Below are 22,397 nucleotides of genomic sequence, written 5' to 3' on the forward strand. Positions count from 1 at the left end.
ATTTCTGCCTGACTACCCACTCAATTCTCCTCAACGTTTTTTTCGACTTTTTCAGCAAACCCTATGTATCAAAAAGTAAAGTTGCTTAAAAACTTGTTACCTGTCAGTCGATTTTGGATTGACGATTACCCTTCGGGAAGCCGAAGAAAGCGTCTATGGATTTTGGATTGACTCCACCCTAAAGTGTAGAGCGTGAAAATTGTGGATTTGGGATTTACGTTAGCGAAGCGTACGCAGCGCAGCGAGATTTTTACGTCCTGAAGGACTCCCGACCTATACCAAATATTTTAATATAAAATCTAAAATCTAAGATCTAAAATTACCGATCAAGAGTCACCTGTCACCTGCTATATTACCAATTACTCGGTTACGTCCTTGATTTTTTGCTTGATAAAGTGCCTGGTCTGCTCGTTGAATAATAGTATCAATAGTTTCATCTCCTAAATTATAACTAGATACACCAATACTAACTGTAATTGATACTTTTTTATTTTCGACATCAATGTACTGATTTTCAATATTTACTCGGATACGTTCAGCCACTATTATAGCTTTTTGTATATCCGTTTCTGGTAGTAAGGCGACAAATTCTTCACCTCCAAATCTACCAAAACAATCTACAGTTCGCAAATGAGCGATAACGGTTTTGGTCATAAATATAATTATTTCATCTCCTATGCTATGTCCATAATTATCATTAATTTTCTTGAAATAATCAATATCTATTAAAAGTACAGAAAAAGGTAAATTATATCGCTGGCTTCTTTTTATTTCTTGCTCTGCTACCGTAATCAGATAACGACGATTCCAAACTTCAGTCAATGGGTCAGTATTGGCTAATTTTTCTAATTTTTTTACTAATTCAACTTGTTCCTGCAATAAATTTTTCAATTTTTGCCGTGAATATTTTAATTCTAAGTGCATTCTGACACGAGCCAGAAGTTCTGCATGATGAAACGGTTTAGAGACGTAATCAACTGCACCTTTTTGAAAGGCTTTAAGTAAATGATCTTGTTCTTGACTAGCAGATAAGAAAATAATGGGAATTTCTGCTAATTCTGGATTAGATTGGATTTTTTCACATACCTCCAACCCATCCATTTCTGGCATCATTAAGTCTAGTAAAATTAAGTCTGGATGAGCGGATTTAACTCGCTCTAAAGCTTGATAGCCATTAGATGCAAAAGTATACTCATAGCCGACTTTATCTAAAATTTTGCCAATAACTTGTAAATTGAGTTTGACATCATCTACAACTAAGATCAAGCATTCTTCCGGTTTAAATAGTGTCATATAGTAATCCTACATCAGTTATAGCAGGGAAGAGGCGACAGGTCATAGGTAATGGGATGGAAAGTATTTTTGGTCTGAGTTTTCGGATTACTATATTTATTAGTAATAGCAGCAAAATAACATCTGTGGAAACACCCGAAAAATAAATTATACAATCTAGCAGGATTCTTAACTCTCAAGAACTATGGGTGTATTGGTGTAGGGAAGACACAACTGTTTCTTTTTTATGAATTTGTTAGACTGATGACACCAGGATTTTTTTAGTCAAAACTCTGATAACGCCAGCGTAAGAGGCTATTCATGCTTACAAATACCTTACTTCTCTCAAACCAACTCCCCAGTCTCCATTATTCATCAACTACAGAACGCTTTGATGACACTTGGGAAGCGCCTCTGGCTACCCTTTTAGGACTAGGACGTTCAGCAGGTGCAGATTTCATCGAATTCTTTTTAGAGCGTCGTAACTACATTAGCTGCTTGGCAGAAGACGACACTATCACCAGCATTTCACCTAGTTTAGCAACCGGTGCAGGAGTGAGAGTATTTCGCGGCAAAGCTGATTGTTACGTTAGCACGAACAACCTGACATTTGCTGGTTTAAAAGCTGCCTTAGAAAAAGGTCTTTCCATCTTGGGACTACAACTACCAGGGCCAAGTGCTTTTATTCCCGAAATCAACCTAGAACTACTGAGAGACTACGCAACCAAACGCGGTAAAGATGGCTGGCTACCTCTGTGCAGTTCTATTCGGGAAATGGGAGAAATACTCTTGGATGGTACTGCCCAACTTCACAAAAAAGCTACTCACGTCCAATCTCGCCGTGCTACCTATTTCCGTGACTGGCAAGAAGTATTAGTTGCTGCCAGTGATGGTACATTTGCCCGTGATATCCGGCTTACCCAGTCCGTTGGCTTTAATATTCTTTGTGCTGATGGTGCCAACCGTGCCTCCATTGGTGAACGTGCAGGTAACACCAGTGATACTAACTTCCTGAGAACTTGGGATTATCAACAAGCTTCTGAACAAATTGCCGAATCTGCGGGTAAAATGCTTTACGCAGATTATGTAGAATCAGGAACTTACCCCATAATCATGGCTAATCACTTTGGCGGAGTAATTTTCCATGAAGCCTGTGGACACCTATTAGAAACTACCCAAATTGAACGCCAAACCACACCATTTGCGGATAAAAAAGGCGAAAAAATTGCCCATGAAAGTTTAACAGCATGGGATGAAGGACGTGCTGACAATGCCTTCGGGACAATTGATATGGATGACGAAGGAATGCCAGCCCAAAGAACATTATTAATTGAAAAAGGCGTTCTCAAAAACTTCCTTGCTGACAGAACAGGTTCAGTTCGCACCGGACATCCCAGAACAGGCAGTGGTCGCCGTCAAAATTACACCTTCGCTGCTGCTAGTCGGATGAGAAATACCTATATTGATACAGGCGAATACAGCAATGAAGATTTATTTGCCTCCGTTGATAAAGGTATTTATTGCAAAAAAATGGGTGGCGGTAGTGTGGGCGCAACAGGTCAATTTAACTTTAGCGTTGATGAAGCTTACTTAATAGAAAACGGCAAAATTACCAAACCATTAAAAGGTGCTACTCTCATCGGTGAAGCCAAAGAAATCATGAACAAAATTTCCTTATGTTCTAAAGACTTAGAGCTAGCTCCCGGTTTTTGTGGTTCAGTCAGTGGCAGCATTTACACCACCGTTGGCCAACCTCACATCAAAGTCGATTCCATTACCGTCGGCGGCAGATAAAAACAACAAATAAAAATCATTGAGATGAAAACAGATAAACCATATCATCTGCGTTTATCTGCGTTCATCTGTGTTCAAAAATCTAAAATCCAAAATTGCATCATGTCTAACATTCAAGAAATCGCCACCTACGCCCAAGAAAACGCCAAAAAATTAGGCATTAAAAAATTCGACATTTACGGCGCAACAGTAGACGATACTAGCGTTCAAGTTGACCAAGGTGAACCCAAACAAGTCAAAGCTTCCAACCGTTCCGGTGTCACCGTTCGAGTGTGGAACGAACAAAATACAATGGGTGTCACCAGCACTACAGATGTAGACCCCAAAGGATTAGAATTAGCTTTACAAACTGCTTACGAAGCGAGTTTTTTTGGAGTGAAAGAAAACGTCCCTGATTTTAGTCCAGAGGCAACTATTGCCATTGAATATAACTCCAAAGAAAAAGCACCCCAAGCACCTGTTTCTGAACTGATTGAAAAATTATTAGTAGCAGAAAAAGAACTGTTAGCTGCTCATCCTGCCATTAAAGGTGTGCCTTATAATGGGTTGGCACAAAGAGATATTGACCGCTTTTATCTCAACAGTGATGGGGCTTTAAGAACAGAATCTCATTCTTTGACTTCGGTTTATCTTTACAGCAAAACTGAGGAAGAAGGTAAAAAACCCCGCAGTGCAGGTGCTTATCGGGTTAAAGAAAATTTGGCTGAGTTAGATATTGCAGGTTGTATCAAAGAAACTGCTGAAAAAACTATCAGTCACTTGAATTATGAAAAAATCAAAACTGGTAAATATCAAGTAGTTTTCTCTGCTGAAGCTTTCTTGAGTTTATTGGGGGCATTTTCTAATTTGTTTAATGCCCAAAATATCCTGGACAATCAAAGTTTATCCAAAGCTGATGATATCGGTAAACAAATTGCTTCACCTTTACTGTCAGTTTATGATGATGCTTTACACCCGGCTAATGTTGGTGCAGAAAGTTTTGATGGTGAAGGTACTCCTACCCGTCAGGTAAAGTTAATTGAAAAAGGTGTTTTAACCAGTTTTCTCCATAGTGCCGGCACAGCAAAACGGTTCAATGCCCAACCTACAGGTAATGCCAGTATTGGCGCTAAAGTGAGCGTTAGTCCAAATTTTTATCATGTTTTTGCAGCAGGTAAACCTGAGCAGGAATTCAGCTTAGAAACTGCGGAAAATGTGATTTTAATTGATGATTTACAAGCTCTCCATGCAGGTGTTAAAGCTTTACAAGGTTCGTTTTCTTTACCTTTTGATGGTTGGTTAGTGAATAAAGGTGAGAAAATTAGTGTGGAGTCAGCAACAGTCGCTGGTGATTTTTTGGAAGTCTTGAAATCTATTGTTTATGTGGAGAAAGAAGCGGAATTAACACCAGGAGGAGTTTGTCCTAGAATTTGGGTGAGTGAACTCTCTATTACGGGAGAGTAAAATTGAGGGTGTAGGGTAAGAAATTAGCTCCAAAATTCAGGTATAAACCCATGTCTTGAGGGTGCGAAAAAATTTCTTTGATTGCAAAACGGGTGGAAACTTTTCCCTCCCTACACCCCACACCTCACACCTCACACCCTAATAGTGAACTGTTCCATCAGGCATAACTGCACCACTCAAATCTGTATCCATCAAATTGGCACTACTAATTTCTGCTCTAATCAAATTTGCTTTACTTAAATTAGCGTCAGTTAAGTTAGTTCTAGCAAGATAGGCATCTACTAAATCTGCTTCTGTAAGGTTTGCTTCGCGCAGGTTAGCTCTACTTAAATCTGCTCTACTTAACCTCGCAAAAATCAAATTGGCTCGATTCATTTTCGCTCTAGTTAGTTTTGCATCTGCCATAATTGTGCCTTGCAAATTAACATCTATCAGTTCAGCTTCTGTGAAATTTGATCTTTCCAACCTAGCATTCATCAAATTAGCACCATTGAGAATAGCACCAGCAAAATTAATATCGCTTAAAGACGCATTATATAAAATTGCTCCCGTCAAATTAGCGCCATGCAAATCAGCACCCCGCAAGCTTGATTCAGTTAAATTAGCACCACTGAGATCAACTTTAGCTAAGTCTGCACCTGTTAAATCAGCACCTCGCAAGTCAGCTTTATGCAGCTTAGTACCCCGGAGAGTAGCACAGTAAATTCTTTTTTCTTCTCGTAAGTTAGCACCTCGTAAACAAGCGCCGGTGAGGTTAGCACCACTCAAATCTGCACCACGCAAATCTGCATCCATTAAATTAGCATCTAGCATATCCGCTAATGTTAAATTGGCATTCCGCAAATCTGCACCCTGTAAACTTGCACCATGTAAATCAGCATCATGCAAATTTGCACTAATTAAACTGGCTTGATTTAAGTTTGCACCACTCAGGTTTGTAGAAATCAAATTTGCTTTATTTAGAATTGCCCGACTGAGATAGGTGAAAATTAAGATAGCATTACTCAAATCAGCTTTATTTAAAGCTATGCCAATCAAGTCTGCATCAAAAAGATTGACTCCATTTAAGTTAGCTTCGATAAATTTTGTTTCTCCATCTGCATATCGTTTCAGAAGTTCATTAGCATCCATATTTTTTTGCTGGTAATTACTATAATTAATTTTCCGGAATTTTCGATAATTAACTACGCTGAAAAATTGCCATTATTTTGTCTCTTAAACATATTTTGGTTAGGAGGTTCGATTAGTTGACAGGTATTATTTTCATCAACATCAATGTCATATTCATCCAATTCATCAAATGTAGTTAGTGTGCTTTGACGATAAGAACTATCTAAAGGTCTAGTTTCTGAAGATGAATATTGGTTAGGATTAACTGAAATATCGCCATAAAAACTTTTCATAAATCGGATGATTGTACTGGCTGCTTGAATATTTTCATCTGAGTTTCCCATATATATCACGCTATTATTGAGTCTATATTCAAACTCTCTCATAGTTGGACAAGCATCAAATAGTTTTTCTAGTAAAATGTCCAGTTCTATTGACTTTAATTTTAACCAATCTTCTTTTTGAAAAGTAAACCTATGATAAAGGGCAGAGAATATAACAATTTTAGCCCTCAGTGGGTTAGTATATCTCATCAGATTTTGTCTGACATCAAATTGATTATATTCATATTTAGTTTGATCGGTTGTTGCTGATTCTAGATAATGAGAGGTTGATGATATTTGTGGTTGAGGTGGATTGGATATTATTTCTGTTTCTTCTGGTTGAGTAGGTTGATTGAAGATTATTCCTGTTGCTTCATCATTTGATATTACATATAATGTATCTAATTTATTCAAAATAATATTCGCAATTATCGCATATTCGGCTGGTTTATTCAGGGTATTGACAACTTGCGTTAAAGTATAATTTAAGTAATCTATAGTTGGATTTAAATTGTATAATTCGTGAATTAATTCTTGGAATGTATATCTATCTAGCTTTTCTTCATCATTTGCCCCCACTTTTTTACAAGTACAGAATATTAATTTTTTAATCCGTTTGGAGTTTGGATCATATTCTAAATCTTGAGCTATTTGATCGAGGGTAGATAGAGCATTCATCAGTAGTTCTCCGGGATATGAGAGTAGAAACAGATTATAGCTGGATTTTGGCCTAATGAGTAGCAATTAAGAAAAGTAACAGCGAAAAGGGAAATCTGAAACCAATTGTGTGATGATAAATTGCCAGTAAATAATTATGGTTTTCAGGAATTACACACTGTACAAATTAATCATGATATGCATTTACAAAATAGCTAGTTTCAGACTTTGTTAATTATTCTGTTGACAATAAATAGACCCGTGCTGTGTGGGCTGGCATACATATTTGGTGTTTTATGTCAATGCGTAAATTCTAGATTTTATTGAAAAATATGGAATGAGCAACTATCTTGTGCCAGTCCAAACACATAATTGAATTTATCAGTTTAGTAATAGATCATAAAGCCGAGTGTAGCCAATATCAGTAGAGTAAATCAATATATTATACTCTTATTCTCTCACCTCCAGGAGAAAAAATAACAAAGTTCCTATTCCTCAATCCTCTCATTTCCAGGAAGATTCAGTTGTCAATTATCAATTGTCAATTATCAATTATCCTAATTAAGCCCTGCCACTACCGATAAAATATAACAATGCCATCCGCACAGCCACACCGCTAGTCACCTGAGATTGAATTAAACTAAATTCAGGATCATCCATTAAATCAGAACTAATTTCCACACCACGATTTACCGGGCCTGGATGCAAAACTTTAACGTTGGGTTTACATAACTTTAATTTATTTCTAGTAATACCAAATAATTGATGATATTCTCGTAAACTGGGTAATAAATGGGCTGTCATCCGTTCTTTTTGTAAACGCAAAGTCATGACAAAATCGGCATTTTCTAAAGCTGGTTCTAGTTGCCAATGGGTAAATAAACGATTAGATTTTTCTGTACCTTCTAAATATTCAGCAAAGAATTTAGGTAATAATGTTGGTGGTGCAGCTAAATGAACTTCAGCACCACTAGCGGTTAAACTCCAAATATTAGAACGGGCGACACGGGAATGTAAAATATCTCCAACAATGGCGATTTTTTTACCTTCTAATAATTCAATTCTAGGTTTTTCATGGTCAATTAAACTACAAATTGTAAATAAATCTAGTAATCCTTGAGATGGATGTTCATGTTGTCCATCACCTGCATTGAGGACGCTAACTTTTACATCTAAACGATCCATTTCTTGAGCGATCGCTTGGGGAACTCCTGCTTCTTTATGGCGAATTACCATAATATCTGTACCCATCGCTAAATAGGTTTTAGCAGTATCTAAAATTGTTTCTCCCTTGGTCATAGAAGATGTAGCCGCAGCAAAATTTAGTGTATCTGCACTTAACCTTTTAGCCGCAATTTCAAAACTACTGCGGGTACGAGTAGAAGGTTCAAAAAATAAATTGGCCACTACCTGTCCTTGCAAAGTTGGTACTTTCTTAGTGCGACGTGATAAAACTTCTTGAAATGAGGCAGCAGTTTGTAGAACGGCGTTATATTCAGCGGTTGTAAAATCAGCTAGGGAAAGAATGTGATGACGAGTCCAAGTAGTAATAGGCATTGAGATTTTAGATGTTAGATTTTGGATGTTGGATTTTAGATTGTTTAGGTAATTGTTAACCAGTAATCACAAATCTTTACCAATTACCAATTGCCAATGGCAAAACTATTTAAGCTTGCAGATGGAATACCTTTAAAGCAATAGAAATTAATGACAGGAAGGTTAAAAAACCGATGGTATCTAACATTGTTGTCACTAATGGACCACTCACCAATGCCGGATCTAGCTTTAATTTTTTCAAGCCCATTGGTAATAAAGTTCCCAGAGTCACAGCAACCATTGTATTAGTTGCCATCACTGTACCTGCAATTAAGGCTACCCATCTTTCTTCAGGTTTAGCCCAGATGAGAGAAAGTAGCATCATAGTTATACATAACGCAATAGCTGTACCTAATCCGGCAAATAGTTCTTTGCGGAGAATTTTTAAAGTATCAGCGGGTGTGACTTCACCTACTCCTAAACTGCGAATAGTCACAGTTAAGGCTTGAATACCCACTGTTCCACCTGTGTTAGAAAATATGGGCATAATTACGGCGAGAACTGGAACCGCAGCAATTACTTGTTGAAAAGGTGCGATCGCACTAGCAGCACCAATATATAATCCCATAATCGCTAACAACCAAGGTAAGCGTTTGCGAATTGTTACTAAAGGAGGAGATAAAGCTTCTTCATCACCACTTACCCCTGCCAATTTTTGAATATCTTCTGTAGCTTCTTCTTCTAAAATGTCAATAACATCATCAATGGTAATAATTCCCACTAATCGATCTTCTCTGTCAACCACAGGAATGGCTATCAAATCATAACGTTGCATAATTCTGGCAACTTCTTCCTGTGAAGTTTCTGTTCTGACTTTGACGACGTGGGAACTAGCTATATCTCTAATGAGAACATCGGGAAAAGTAAATAATAGCTGCCGCAAAGAAACAACACTAACTAAAGTGCGGTTATCATCTGTGACATAAGCATAGTAAATTGTTTCCTTATCTTCATCTTGCAGACGGATCTTACTGAGGGCTTCACCAACTGTTAATCCCCGCCGCAAACGGACATATTCCGTAGTCATTACCCGTCCCGCAGTCCCTTCAGGATAACCGAGAATTGTCGCGGTGGCTTGTCTTTGTTCGTTACTAAGTTGTTGTAGTAGTCGTTTTACTACCCCTGCTGGTAGTTCATCAAACAATTCTGCCCTTTCATCAGGACTCATGTCTTCTACAAGCTGCACCACCTGAACATCATGGAGGGAGTGAATTAGTTCCTCCTGTATCTCTGTCGGTAAATATTCAAAAACATCTATGGCTTGAGTTTTATTTAGTAACCGAAATGCGATCGCCCTTTGTTTTTCTGGTAATTCTGCAATATATTCTCCTACGTCTACTGGTTGTAAACGGTTTAAATCACATTTCAATTGATTTAAGTCGGCAATGTCCAATGAACTGCGAACATCTTGTGTGAGCATAGTTAACACCTCCTAATGTCTCCCCCGCGCTGGGAGACTATCTCGCCTAAGCGTTGGGGAGGATACTACTGCCATCTGGTGGACTTTTGTCCATAAAATTTCAAGAACTCAATATTGATATTTAATCAAAGTGTTGCTAATCTACCATCCTAACCTGGAATGGGTTAATCATATCTAACCGTAGTATTAATCTAATTTAAAGTAATATTTAATACTAGTGATTCGTTGATTTTGATTCTCCCTGTGGGATGTAGTGATTTTACTATTGTGATACGCTATGTCAAGTGCAATAACCTATTTACGTAGAAAGTTTAAAAATTCAATATATTTGCATTACAAAAAGTAGTATTTCAACATCAAAAACTGTCACCTGTCACCGAAATAGTGCTGAGTGCTGAGTAACGAGTAATGAGTGCTGAGTGCTGAGTGCTGAGTAGAGAGTGACATACCTGCTGAGAACTCAGCACAAATAGGTCTAAAGCCCCTGAATTCATTCATGGAATCAGGAAAAATATTTATTTCCAGATGCAAAGCACGAGAAATAATGCTTCCTTGTTTCAATCCCCTAACTTTAGTTATGGGGTTACTCGCTATGGGCTAAACGCCGAGCTACCGCTAACGGTACTCGGTACTCGGTACTCCTGAACTGTCACCTGTCACCTGTCACCTGTCACCTGTCACCTGTCACCTGTCACCTGTCACCTGGTATCAAGTATTATCCCGCACCACACCCCCCACACCACACCCCCCAGACATCAACCCTCTGGTAAACTGTCAAATAGCTGCTTAACTAACATCTTCGTCTTATTTTCCAGATGTTGCCAATCCACTTCTCCTAACTCATCGAATAGACTAGTATCAATAGCCACTGAATCATTCTGAGAATCGTAATTTAAAAAACACACTTGATAACACAACTCCCACAAATCCACATTAACTTGCTGCTCTTGACGCTGCAAGCGCAAATGGTATCCTGGATGGGGCATCGGCAAATAGGCAAGATTTTTTTTAATGTCTTCTATCTGTTCTGGTGTGGCATTTTCCATATCTTGCAACAACTGTGTCACCAACGCTTTTGTTTCATCAGTTGTATCAGGTGGCCAAATCAGTACATCATGATAAGTTCCTTTCCAAGAGGATACATCAAGATGCTTACGAATATTATCGACAACACGAATAAAAGCAGGTTGCATCAACAGTTCAGCTTGCTGCCATGTGGTAGAATTTGTTATCTTAGGGGGCATTGCTAGTTAACAAAGATACTAAAAGAAAAGACAGAATTAGTTGGTTTTATTAAAAAACTGAGTTTTTACTCTAAATCTTTTCTCAAGATAGCGGATTTCCTGGAAGAAAATTTGGAGATATTGACTACCATCTGGAAAATATAGGTGTTAAAACTGGGGAGGGAACATGATAGGCAAACTACTAGACCATCGCTACCAAGTCATACGCATTTTGGCAACGGGGGGATTTGGTCAAACCTATATTGCCCAAGATACCAGACGACCTGGTAATCCCATTTGCGTTGTCAAACACCTCAAATCTGCCAGCACAGACAGCAAAATTTTTGAAACTGCTAAACGTCTATTCAACAACGAAGCAGAAACTTTAGAAAAATTGGGTAATCATGACCAGATACCCAGATTGCTTGCTTATTTTGACGAAAATCAAGAATTTTTCTTAGTCCAAGAATACATTGATGGACATACCTTAAGTGAAGAACTAATTCCCGGACAACCTTGGAGTGAAACCCAGGTTATGCAAATGTTGCTGGAAGTTCTGGGTATTTTAGAATTTGTCCATCAACAAGGTGTGATTCACCGCGACATTAAGCCAGATAATATCATTCGTCGGTCTTCTGATTATAAATTGGTATTGGTAGATTTTGGAGCAGTTAAACAATTAAGATCGCCCCTAGTCACCGTTGGCGCACAAACTACTGCTACCGTAGCTATTGGTACTCCCGGCTATATGCCTACAGAACAAGGACAAGGTAAACCCCGTCCTAATAGTGATATTTATTCCCTGGGAATTATTGCCATTCAAGCCTTAACTGGAGTACCCGCCAAGCAATTACAAGAAGATCCCAATACAGGTGAAATTATCTGGCAACATTTTCTGCCTGTTAACTACCACTTGGCAGAAATCTTGAGTAAAATGGTGCGTTATCATTTCAAAGACCGCTACCAAACAGCCACAGAAGCACTGCAAGCGTGTAGAGAGTTGGTAAGTCTTAATTCGGGATATTCTTTATCTTCAGAGTCTCCTAAACAAGTTAATTACAAACAACCCAAACCTCCATCGTTCAAACCTCCATCTCAAATCTTTTCACAGCAGACTGTAGCCGTTGCACCCGCTAATCCCGTAGGTAACAACGTACTTAATAAAACTATTCGCAAAGAATCTAATCAACCTGATCCATTACCATTAATCATTGGCATTTTATTAGCTGGTGGTGCAGCGGCTTTAGTCACAAATTTATATCCAAATGTGAAAAATCTAGCTGCTAATTGGACTACTAAAAATAGCACAAAAAACTGCTTGGCTATAGTTACAGCTAACTCTAATATCCGTTCTGAACCGAGCGCAATCAATTCTGATAATATTTTGAAGACTATTGGTGATACTAGTGAATTTGATGTGACTGGTAGGCGCACAAAACGCGGCTGGATAGAATTGAAACTCAAATCCGGGCGTTTAGCTTGGGCGCATTCCGATGTGATTGCTAATAATGATCAATGGATTGCTTGTTTACGGGATCAAGGAATTTCTATCCAAACAGTAGAAGATCAAGCCTTAATTGCATCTCGACCAATTCCCAAGCCACAACCAAAACCAATTGCTGTAGCTACACCCAAACCAATAACATCTGATCAATCAACTTCTGAAACTGAAACAAAGCCAACTAGTGAAGATAAAGAGAAAATTGTCGAACGTGCCAGACAGAAGTTTGAGTCAGGAGATTTACCAGGTGCGATCGCAATTCTCAAATCAATTCCCAGCAATGCTACTTCCGGACTCCAAGAAACTGTGGAGATTATCAATCAGTGGCAAAAAGATTGGGAAAAAGCAGAAGCATTAGCTAATGAAATTAATAAAGCTATTGATAACGGCCAATGGGATAAAGTTCTGGCCTATCGAGATCATCCAGAAAAATTACCCAATATTAAATACTGGCAAGATAAATTAGAACCCATGTTTAAACAAGCAGCGGAAAATGCTTCTAAACAGGTTCTACCCAAGGAAGAAAAGAAAAGCAGTGAAAATACTTCTCAAGAAAAAGCAGCTAGTAATGACACACCAACCAATACAGAAAGCCCTAGTTCAGATTCGACAAATTAAAAATGCAATCCTAGTGACACACGCAAGCTAAAAAAATATCTACCATCTACAGATGTTTTTCTTTAACTCGCTGATCGCTAGTATTGCTAAGATTGAAAATTAATAACTCAATTTTTAATTTTTAATTTTTAATTTTCAATTTTCAATTGTCTAATGTAGTTCGTCGTATTCAGCAGTTTCTACTCGTCTTGCTTCTGTGCGTGTAGAGGGCAAAAACTCAGCCCGACGGACGGTAGCTAAAGGCGGTGTTGGACCATTGTAAGGATGAATCACCTGGACAGTGCGGGTAGGGCGTTGCTTGGGAGAAAACAAAGATAAAACTCCAGCCACAACCACACCACCACCAATGGTAAGTGTCGCTCCCCCAACTGCCCAAATTATAGGTGAAGTCCACCAGCGATTTTGTTCAGGTTGGGATATAGCTACTCTTTGCTGATTTTGCTGTTGGGCTAACTGCCACTGCTGTTGGGTAAAAGTTTGAATTTGACCTTGGAGTTGTTGATTTTGTACCCGTATTTGTTCGTTGTCAGCTTTTAGCTTTTCTATCTGTGAAGTTAGCTTTTCTACTTCCTGACTCTGGCTAGAATTAGGAGCAATAGGTTGTTGATTGGGATATACTGGTTGCCCGTAATTGGGCGGATATTGAACTGATGGCTGCATCACCTGGGGTGCTACAAAGGTAGCTGGCATTTGTGGTGTAGCAAAGTTGGGTTGTTGTATTGGGGTGTTTGTTCCTTTCAGCAGTAGGAGAGCCGCCAGACCAGCTACAGCAACTCCGCCGATAAATGCCATACTTTCACTCATCGCTCTTACCCCTCAACTCCGACGGCAGCGTAACCTGATTTTGACTGACTCACTCTCACATTCATAATCTCTCGCCTGTTTCAATTTACATAAGACTCAAACTATAAGCAAATCTATCAGGTAGTTTTTTCCACCCTGGTATGTGCTGTTAATATTCAAAACCATATCAGTCAAATTGTCCACTACATAGATGATAAAAAAACTACGCTGTTACCTTTTTTAATCTACTTTTCCCAAATCAGCAAGCCTTATTTAGATATATGGCAGGTGACAGGGAATAGGGAATAGGGAATAGGGAATAGGGAATAGGGAATAGGGAATAGGGAATAGGAATTTTAGATTTTAGCAGGACTTACGCAAGATTAACGTATTTTCGTCATTGCGACGGTCGGGAAGCGATCTCAAACCCATATTTTTCTTAGCCTGTGCCTAAGTCTTGTTTGAGATTGAAGTTGCTCAAAACAATCCAAAATCCAAAATCCAAAATCCAAAATAAAAAACTCCCTACACCCTACACCCTGTTTTAATACTTGTCTTCAGTTCATGGCAAAATTCAGCGATCGCATTTAATCCCTGTTCTGGTGTTCCTTCTGCTAACCGCTTGACCACAGCACTACCCACAATTGCTGCATCTGCGCCCCATTCTCGCACTTGTCGCGCTTGCTCAGAATCGGAAATACCAAAACCTACACCAATGGGTTTATCGGTGACAGAGCGAATTTGTGTCAGTAAATCAGAAACTCGCACTTCTACTTGCGATCGCATTCCCGTTACACCTGTCACACTGACTAAATAAATAAATCCTTGGGAAGCACGAGCGATCGCCTCTATCCTATCAGCAGAACTTGTAGGAGCTACCAACAAAGTTAAATCAATCCCGATCTCACTTGCTGGTTGCAACAAACCCCCAGCTTCCTCTAAAGGTAAATCAGGAACTACCAAACCTGCTACACCAGAAGCCTGAATTTGCTCCAGAAACTTATTAATTCCTCTGTGCAATATAGGGTTGTAGTAAGTAAATAAAATAATTGGTGCTTGTAAACTGGGAGTGGTTGCTTGCAACATTTCCAGCACCTGATCCAAGGTAGTACCCCGTTGTAGAGCGCGGGTAGCAGCAGCTTGAATCACAGGACCATCAGCTAAAGGGTCAGAATAGGGAACACCCAACTCAATAATATCGGCACCAGAACGATCCAGAACTTGCAAAGCTGTGGCAGTAGTTTCTAAATCAGGATCACCAGCAGTAATAAAAGGAATCAGAGCGCATTCGTGATTCTGTCTGAGAGTTTCAAAACAACGAGAAATTGCAGTCATTAGTCAGAAAAGAGGGAATAGGGAATAGGCAGGAGGCAGAAGGCAGGAGGCAGGAGGCAGGAGGCAGGAGGCAGGAGGCAAAATATGATTCTCCCCTGTCACCTGTTAACTATCACCCGATTCTATTTCCGCTTGAATTTTCGCTAATTCTTCGGGAGTCAGTTCATCTAGTCGTTTTTGGAGGAACGCCTTTTCATACTCGTCCCGTTGTTGATGGTAGGTCATTTTTTTACTCACCGCACGGAAAAGATACGTGGCTAACCAACCTATCAAACCAAAAACCAGTAAAGCTTGGCTCCAAATACCAGCATTTTGACTATCTAAACCGACCATCTGCAATATTGCATAAGCCAAGCCACCAGCTAGAAAAATGCCAAAAGTAATTCCGATTGCGTCAATGCGTCGCATGAGAGTGAAGACCTACCAAATCTAAATTAAATCTAAATTAAACAATTTGTCTGCGCCGGGGTCTAAAATTGGCAATTGGTGAGAGTAGCAACAACCCCGGAAAGAAGAAGAACACTAAAAAGTACATAAACCCACGCTCTATAGAACTAGCAGAATACCAGCGCAGCTTGAGATAAAGCATCACAGCCATTGGTACTACTAGAAGATAAGCTCCAGCCAAAATCAGATACAGTAGTGCTACAACCATAATTTCTTGTTGGATTTGAGAAGACTATTTGGTGCATCTACTCCCCATGATATGATCAACTGTCGGACTCAGGGAAGTATCACCAATGGGTTTTGCTGGGGAAGAAAATAAATTTTCCAACTACTTGTCATAATTCCAAATTTCAGCTAGAATTACGATATAATGTGAATTCGCCAATCAAAAGCGGGTGCTAAATAGAAAAAAATCTTGTTTACAAACAAAATTTTCTCAACTACTTGCACAAAAGACGCAGTTAATGGTGAAATAGACAAGGAGGTTTTGCCTCCAGCATTAAAAATCCTACGGGAGTGTGGCGGAATGGTAGACGCTACGGACTTAGAAAACTGAGCCTTGATGGAGAAATCTTTCAAGTGACCGCTCTCAAATTCAGGGAAACCTAAATCTGTAATCTACGTGAACAGATATGGCAATCCTGAGCCAAGCCCAGAAAACTTACACTTGAGATTTAATTTTGGAATTAAACCCAAAATTTAAGACCTCAAATTTAAAGTTCCGGGAAGGTGCAGAGACTCGACGGGAGCTACCCTAACGTTCAGCCGAGGGTAAAGGGAGAGTCCAATTCTCAAAGCCTGGATTTGCAAGTAGCAACAGGGCAGTAGTGAAAACTGCGAGAGAATGAAAATCCGTTGACTGTAAAAAGTCGTGGGGGTTCAAGTCCCCCCACTCCCATTAAAAAATTTGAAAATTGAAAATTGAAAATGAGAAAGTGGGTAATTAGTAGTTGATGCTTTTTACCCACTTTCTATAAGAATTAACCCAAGTTGCTAGTCATCTAGTTGAGGCTGGTAATGGGTAATTAGTCATAGAATCCCAGCCTTAATCCTGTTCATCCTTAAATCCTGGAAATCCTGATTTTGACAGTTTTCTTAACTAGCAACTTGAGTGATTATTTCGTTTTTCGGCTTTTTGCTGATTACTTACAATTTAGGAATTGTGTTGATTGTTAATTCTTGCACGTTATTAAACACAACTTTGGCACCAGCTTTGATTAGTGTTTCTGTATAAGCATCCCTTCTTACAGATGTTTCTTGGACGTGAGGTGGTAAAACTCCTACACCTAACCAAGTCCGAGAATTATCTACCGCTTTGGCTTTTTCGATGGTGTGCATATCTGCTACTGTATCTCCCACATACACCACCGTTTGTTTTTGATTATTGTCATTGTCTAACAGTTTAATAGTAGCAAACAGTCCGGTAGGGTCAGGTTTTCCTGGTGCGTCTTCCATAGCAATTAATATAGGAGACTGTAAACCCAAGCGTTTTTCTAAGACATAGTTAGCAGAACCGCGAGTAGCACCACTGAAAAACCCCCAAGCAATACCAGATTGGGTTAGTTGTTGAAAATAACTAGGTTGTGCTAATAAAGGTTCGTGACAAATATATCCATTCCAATTTTCTGGATCTGTACCTCGATAACGAGTTTGAAAATAGGTGACAATATCTTGATAATTTAATTGCAGTTGTGCGCGGGTTTTTCCTTGTTTGACGAAATGGCGGTAGATTAATTCTTGGGAAGCTTCCCAATCATTATTCCAAATTCCTTCTGACTTGAGGTTGTCAATGTCTGTGGGTGTGGGACGATAAGCTTGGGCGGTAAAATGTTCTACGGTATCCGATATGGCGCGACGATAAGAACCGCTAACATCACGAATGACACCATCTATATCGAAAATGATAATTATATTTGTTTGTTTGGTCATGGAAATGGGAATTTAATGTTTTCCCGATTTTAATTGATTAGGTGGTAGATGACAGGTGACAAGTGACAGATGACAGGGAAGAAGGAAGACTAGGGATTCATATTAATTGTCATTTTTATATTTAAGAGCTATCAAAGATACATAGATAATATTTAGGTAGCTCTATCTCATGTTCAATAATTTTAACTAAATGAATGCTAGTATCTCACGTATAGATTATCATGTTCTAAGCCCAGAGATGATTGGAAATTATTCGCAAGATGTGGAGAACTTATTCTAGAAAGTTAAAACCGAATATTTATCACTTCAGGGGAGCAATAAATTCCAGAAAAAGGTTTTCTATCCTGGGTTTCAGTGGAGATGGGGAATGTTTACAAAAATCAACAGTAATAAATATTGCTATCACATCATAGCCAATACATGATTGTATAAATTATTCAAAGTAACTTGAGTTACTAGGGATAAAGATAACAAGGATGTATAATTAGCCCGTCTCCTCCATCACAAACATCTTCAGTAATAGCCCGCTTTACCGTTTCATTTACCTTGATAAGGGGCATATGTGGCAACAAGAAAAAAAAGATGGTTTAATCGTTAGCCTGGTATTATCCTTAGCTGTAGCGACTACTCCACTAGCATTCAACTTATTTGTGTCAGCACCTACACTGGCAGAAACGACACCTGATGGCGCTAATTTCCCACTGCCAAAAACAGTGGAGAGTGGAACTACGGTGCGGATTGATGGTTCTCCTAGTTTGGTGATGATAAACCAAAGCTTGAAAAATAAATTTGAGAACCAATTTTCCGGTACTTTGGTGGAACTGAGGGTCAATGGTGCTGACACTGCACTCAAAGATTTGTTAGATGGCAAAATTGATATAGCAGCGATCGCACGTGATCTAACTCCAGAAGAAAAAGCTCAAGGATTAGAACAAGTCAGTTTGCACCGAGAAAAAATTGCCATCATCGTTGGTGCTAACAACCCCTTCCAAGGAAGTTTGACCCCAGAACAGTTTGCGAAGATATTTCGAGGTGAAATTACCGATTGGTCAGAACTAGGAAGTCAACCTGGTAAAATTCGGCTTATTGATCGACCCTCTAGCAGTGATACTCGCAATTCCTTGCGTGAATATTCAGTTTTTCAATCCGCTGAATTCTCTAGCGGAGCTAATACCACTCAAATAGCTGAAGATAAAACTGTGCAAATTATTCAACAATTAGGCACAGATGGTATTAGCTATGTCGCAGCTAATCAGGTATCAAAGCTACCAGATGTGCAAGTTCTGAAAATCAAGGGATTTACACCAGATAATTCTCAATATCCATTTTCTCAGCCTTTCGTTTACGTTTACAAGCAAAATCCCAACCCCGGAGTAGCTAGTTTTCTGGGTTTTACCCTTGCACCTGTAGGAAAAGAGGCAATAGAAGCAGCTAAAGAATCTGAAGCATCGGCGATCGCTGCCAGTTCCTTACAAAGTTTTACTCCTGAAACTGCCATAAGTTCCACACTAGAAGCTCAACCTTTAACAACTACTACACCAGATGAAAATCCCACTGGTGGTACTACTTCACAACCAGAAACAGCACCCAATTCTGTTAATTCTGGTAACGAGCAACCGTTTGTCAATCTTCTGGACAATAATCCGATTGGGGATAAAAATGTCATACGTTTAATAGGTTTGTCTTTATTACCAATTTTTGGCTTAGGCGGATTTTTAGCTTGGTGGTTAAAGAAAAAACAGCCATCAGCAGATACACAAACAGATAACCTGGAAACATCAACTTCCAGTGTTTCTTTAACAGAAACTGAATTAGGAAAACCTGACGATTACAGTTTTCTTCCCCCTGTTGAAAATGGCAATCATACGAATGGAACGTCTCACTTAAATAAAAACACGACCTCAGAGCCATCTAATACAGAAGAATATCTAACTCTTACTCAAGAAGAAACCTTAGTAGGTAATTTAGCAACCGCAACTGTTCAAGGAACAAGCGCCAAAGCAAATTATAAAAATCATCTTGATTTCTCTACTGAAACAATAGCTCTTGATTGTGGCGAAGTGGTATGGGATACAGAAGCACCAGTGGCTGTTGTTAATACTCCCTATCCATCAGTGCCAAATATTTCAGGAAGAATACCTGATGTAGAACTGCTAACTGATGAATTAACCACTTCACTCTCAGAATTACTAGATAACCCAGCCGGAACATCTGCTCAAGACACAAGCACTCCTATCTCAAAGTTATTAGATCACCCAGCACCCCCATCTCATCAGGATATCACTGCTCCCCTGGCAGAATTACTAGATCACCCAGTAACAGCATCTCATCAGAATATCACTGCGCCACTTTCCGAATTACTAGACCACTCAGTACCCCCATCTCATCAGGATATTACTGCTCCCCTGGCAGAATTATTAGATCACCCAACCACAAAATCTGAGCAAGATGTCAGCACTTCACTTTCAGAAATTATCGGGCTACCAGCACCTTCACCTGATAATGACTCCAACACTTCACTTTCAGAATTACTTGGTGTAGGAGCAATTTCACCTAATAGTGACTCCACTACTACTGGGCTAACATCTCTTAATGTCTCTGTAAAAAAATCAACCACAGAATCTATTACTTCCTTATCAGAATTATTGGGTTTACCACCAGAAGCATTAGACGTTGAAATGATCACAGATGAAACAACAAATACACTACCTGCGTTATCAGAAGAGTTAGGACAGTTATTCAACAACTTAGCAGATGAAACTGGAATTAAAACAGATTTAACACCAGAAGAATTGTCTTCTGAGTCTTCTCTTTCATCAATGTTTGCAGAAGACTTCATTGACGATACAGCCTGGAAAACAGATGCAGAGACAGAAGTTGCATCAGCATCACAAGCACAAACTAATATCGCAGAATTTGCTAGTTTGTTGGATCTAGATGTAGATAGCAGTATTGTCTTCACACCTCGGACTCCCAAATGGGCTTATGTTTCGTGGTATGTTTCTGAAACTCACAAAGAGACGCTGCGACAAAAAGGAGGTACTCTTTTAGCAGTCAGGCTTTATGATGCCACTGACATCGATCTGAGTTATCAAACTCCTCAATTAGTACAGCAGTATGAATGTGAGGAAGCCACTTGCGATCGCTATATAGCTATTCCTACCAGCAATCGGGACTACATAACTGAAATTGGATATGTAACTAATAATAATCGTTGGCTACCCATAGCTCGTTCTGGTACGATTCGGATCTTTAATCGTCCTAGTGGAGATTTCTGGTTTGTGACAGATACTGAACTAGTTATTCATGGATCAACTGAACCAGGTGCAACGGTGACAATTGATGGTCATGAAATTAAAATTCAACCTGATGGTACTTTCAATTTCCGTGTTCCCTTTTCCAAGAATTTACTCGAATACCTAATGACAGCAACTGCTGCCGGTGGAGAACAAACTTTGACTATTTTGAAGAAATTTTCCCAGGAAAATTTAGAAAGTTAAAATTAAGGAGTGATTATGTTTGCTATTAATCACTCCCATTTACTTGAGTTAGATGAATTTTTCAGCGCATTTTCATACTCAAATCTAACCACCTTGATTGAGTAATTGGCGCACTACTGGAAATATAATCAACTCCCGTGGCTGCCACATTACGAATAGTCTCTAAAGTTACATTCCCCGAAGCCTCTATCTTGACTCGACTATCCTGTTTACGAATCAAACCCGCTGCTTCGGCCATCATATCCACAGGCATATTATCCAACATAATAATGTCGGCTTGATACTCCAATGCCTCTTGTACCTGTTCTAGATTCTCCGTCTCCACTTCAATTGTTAAAGGATAGGGAATTTGCGAACGAATCCGAGTAATAGCTTGCCCAATACCCCCAGCCGCTACAATGTGATTATCCTTAATCATCACTGCATCATCTAAACCCATGCGGTGATTAATTGCACCACCTACAGCCGTAGCGTACTTTTCCAAGATTCTTAAACCGGGTGTCGTTTTGCGTGTATCTACAAACTTTGCTGGTAAATCTGCTATTTTTTCCACATATATATTAGTCAAAGTGGCAATTCCACTCAGCCGCATCGCTAAATTTAGCGCCACCCTTTCCCCCATCAACAGCGCATCCAGTGAACCGTTAATTTCTGCTATCACATCTCCTGGTTCACACTTTGCACCTTCAGAGAAGACAGCGACAAAACTTACTTGATCATTCAACAACTGGAATACCCTGGCTGCAACTGGTAAGCCAGCTACTATTCCTGGTGCTTTTGCTACCCACTTCGCTTGTCCTATATTTGCATTTGCTGATAAAAGAGATTGAGTAGTGCGATCGCCTCTACCAATATCCTCTACTAACCAACTTTGCAACAATTGATCCAGTACCAAAAACGGTGGTAGTACAGCCACTGAACCTTTCATCTAATTTTTAACCTCTGGAATTGAGTTCTGTAGTAGTAAAGCGGGTTTGCATATCGCCTCCAAAACCATACGCTGGCAGCTAGAATCTACTCCTATCAAAGTTTTTGACATTATTGCCCCGTTAGTAGATACACCGATGACCCAAGGAAGAGGTCAAGGCAAAATTCACCCTGATGCTTTAGTAGAGGAATTTTGGCGTAGTTTCAGTTGTGATAACTATGAAATGCTGATTGGTAAATCCAAATCTACTGCAATGATTTTTGCCCCAAATCGCGGAAAAAATTATTCGTCCAGGCTGATAAGTCCATCTCGCTTCCAGTCTATCTACTAATTTCAGCCTAGCAAACCCTTGTCCTATAATGATTCTGACTGTTTTGCTAAAAACGCAGAAAAAAAGTTTGAAAAAAGAGTTGACATTGCAAAGTAGGTTCGATATATTGAATAAGTGCCTGAGAGAGAGCCGCTAGAGAGCGGGACTCGGAGGGACACCGAACCTTGAAAACATTATAGTTTGAAAG

17 protein-coding genes are annotated in these 22,397 nt (G+C 39.3%); 5 read left to right on the forward strand and 12 right to left on the reverse strand.

Going from position 1 to position 22,397, the window contains the following annotated elements; translation table 11 throughout:
* Positions 1 to 333 precede the first annotated feature (333 nt).
* Complete coding sequence (locus A0J48_RS21420) at positions 334 to 1,293, reverse strand: diguanylate cyclase (protein ID WP_200326616.1); 960 nt, start codon at positions 1,291 to 1,293, stop codon at positions 334 to 336.
* A 300-nt stretch (positions 1,294 to 1,593) separates the two neighbouring features.
* On the opposite strand from A0J48_RS21420, the gene A0J48_RS21425 reads away from it, so the two are divergent.
* Complete coding sequence (locus A0J48_RS21425; RefSeq protein ID WP_200326617.1) at positions 1,594 to 3,066, forward strand: TldD/PmbA family protein; 1,473 nt, start codon at positions 1,594 to 1,596, stop codon at positions 3,064 to 3,066.
* Between the two features lie 102 nt (positions 3,067 to 3,168).
* Positions 3,169 to 4,509 carry a TldD/PmbA family protein gene (locus A0J48_RS21430; protein WP_200326618.1) on the forward strand — a complete coding sequence of 447 codons (1,341 nt, stop codon included), beginning with the start codon at positions 3,169 to 3,171 and terminating at the stop codon, positions 4,507 to 4,509.
* Between the two features lie 138 nt (positions 4,510 to 4,647).
* On the opposite strand, the gene A0J48_RS21435 is transcribed toward A0J48_RS21430, so the two are convergent.
* The 5 genes from A0J48_RS21435 to A0J48_RS21455 all read right to left on the reverse strand — a co-directional run bounded on the left by A0J48_RS21435 (position 4,648) and on the right by A0J48_RS21455 (position 10,859).
* Positions 4,648 to 5,640, reverse strand: a complete 993-nt coding sequence (locus A0J48_RS21435) for a pentapeptide repeat-containing protein (RefSeq protein WP_200326619.1) — start codon at positions 5,638 to 5,640, stop codon at positions 4,648 to 4,650.
* Positions 5,641 to 5,693: 53 nt separating this feature from the next.
* Positions 5,694 to 6,620 (reverse strand): hypothetical protein, encoded by a 927-nt coding sequence (locus A0J48_RS21440; RefSeq protein ID WP_200326620.1) that lies wholly within the window; start codon positions 6,618 to 6,620, stop codon positions 5,694 to 5,696.
* A 540-nt stretch (positions 6,621 to 7,160) separates the two neighbouring features.
* A complete protein-coding gene (locus tag A0J48_RS21445) occupies positions 7,161 to 8,156 on the reverse strand; it encodes an aspartate carbamoyltransferase catalytic subunit (RefSeq protein WP_200326621.1) in 996 nt (331 codons plus the stop codon).
* A 109-nt stretch (positions 8,157 to 8,265) separates the two neighbouring features.
* Positions 8,266 to 9,615 carry a magnesium transporter gene (mgtE, locus tag A0J48_RS21450; RefSeq protein WP_200326622.1) on the reverse strand — a complete coding sequence of 450 codons (1,350 nt, stop codon included), beginning with the start codon at positions 9,613 to 9,615 and terminating at the stop codon, positions 8,266 to 8,268.
* Between the two features lie 755 nt (positions 9,616 to 10,370).
* Entirely contained in the window at positions 10,371 to 10,859 is a 489-nt protein-coding gene (locus tag A0J48_RS21455; protein WP_200326623.1) for a hypothetical protein, read from the reverse strand.
* Between the two features lie 166 nt (positions 10,860 to 11,025).
* Here A0J48_RS21455 and A0J48_RS21460 point away from each other — a divergent pair, with 166 nt between their 5' ends.
* Positions 11,026 to 12,957: a serine/threonine-protein kinase gene (locus A0J48_RS21460; RefSeq protein WP_200326624.1), complete on the forward strand. Its 1,932-nt coding sequence runs from the start codon at positions 11,026 to 11,028 to the stop codon at positions 12,955 to 12,957.
* Between the two features lie 150 nt (positions 12,958 to 13,107).
* On the opposite strand, the gene A0J48_RS21465 is transcribed toward A0J48_RS21460, so the two are convergent.
* From A0J48_RS21465 to A0J48_RS21485, 5 genes are all read right to left on the reverse strand, one after another.
* The gene (locus A0J48_RS21465; protein ID WP_200326625.1) at positions 13,108 to 13,761 is read right to left on the reverse strand and encodes a heterocyst differentiation related protein; all 654 of its coding nucleotides are present in this window, start codon (positions 13,759 to 13,761) and stop codon (positions 13,108 to 13,110) included.
* A 504-nt stretch (positions 13,762 to 14,265) separates the two neighbouring features.
* Entirely contained in the window at positions 14,266 to 15,075 is an 810-nt protein-coding gene (gene trpA, locus A0J48_RS21470) for a tryptophan synthase subunit alpha (protein WP_200326626.1), read from the reverse strand.
* 105 nt (positions 15,076 to 15,180) lie between these two features.
* Positions 15,181 to 15,483 carry a DUF3007 family protein gene (locus A0J48_RS21475; protein ID WP_200326627.1) on the reverse strand — a complete coding sequence of 101 codons (303 nt, stop codon included), beginning with the start codon at positions 15,481 to 15,483 and terminating at the stop codon, positions 15,181 to 15,183.
* Between the two features lie 37 nt (positions 15,484 to 15,520).
* Entirely contained in the window at positions 15,521 to 15,745 is a 225-nt protein-coding gene (ndhL, locus tag A0J48_RS21480; RefSeq protein ID WP_325078913.1) for an NAD(P)H-quinone oxidoreductase subunit L, read from the reverse strand.
* 923 nt (positions 15,746 to 16,668) lie between these two features.
* On the reverse strand, positions 16,669 to 17,451 hold the full coding sequence (locus A0J48_RS21485; protein ID WP_200326629.1) for a TIGR01548 family HAD-type hydrolase: 783 nt from the start codon (positions 17,449 to 17,451) through the stop codon (positions 16,669 to 16,671).
* A 560-nt stretch (positions 17,452 to 18,011) separates the two neighbouring features.
* On the opposite strand from A0J48_RS21485, the gene A0J48_RS21490 reads away from it, so the two are divergent.
* Complete coding sequence (locus A0J48_RS21490; RefSeq protein WP_200326630.1) at positions 18,012 to 20,951, forward strand: substrate-binding domain-containing protein; 2,940 nt, start codon at positions 18,012 to 18,014, stop codon at positions 20,949 to 20,951.
* A gap of 61 nt (positions 20,952 to 21,012) precedes the next feature.
* Here the strand turns inward: A0J48_RS21490 and nadC are convergent, their stop codons facing one another.
* On the reverse strand, positions 21,013 to 21,879 hold the full coding sequence (gene nadC / locus A0J48_RS21495; protein WP_200326631.1) for a carboxylating nicotinate-nucleotide diphosphorylase: 867 nt from the start codon (positions 21,877 to 21,879) through the stop codon (positions 21,013 to 21,015).
* A 46-nt stretch (positions 21,880 to 21,925) separates the two neighbouring features.
* Here nadC and A0J48_RS21500 point away from each other — a divergent pair, with 46 nt between their 5' ends.
* Complete coding sequence (locus A0J48_RS21500; protein ID WP_234301077.1) at positions 21,926 to 22,210, forward strand: hypothetical protein; 285 nt, start codon at positions 21,926 to 21,928, stop codon at positions 22,208 to 22,210.
* The last annotated feature ends 187 nt before the right edge of the window (positions 22,211 to 22,397 follow it).

Origin of the sequence: Sphaerospermopsis aphanizomenoides BCCUSP55 (assembly GCF_001586785.1) — a bacterium.
GTDB classification, from domain to species: Bacteria; Cyanobacteriota; Cyanobacteriia; order Cyanobacteriales; family Nostocaceae; genus Sphaerospermopsis_A; species Sphaerospermopsis_A aphanizomenoides_A.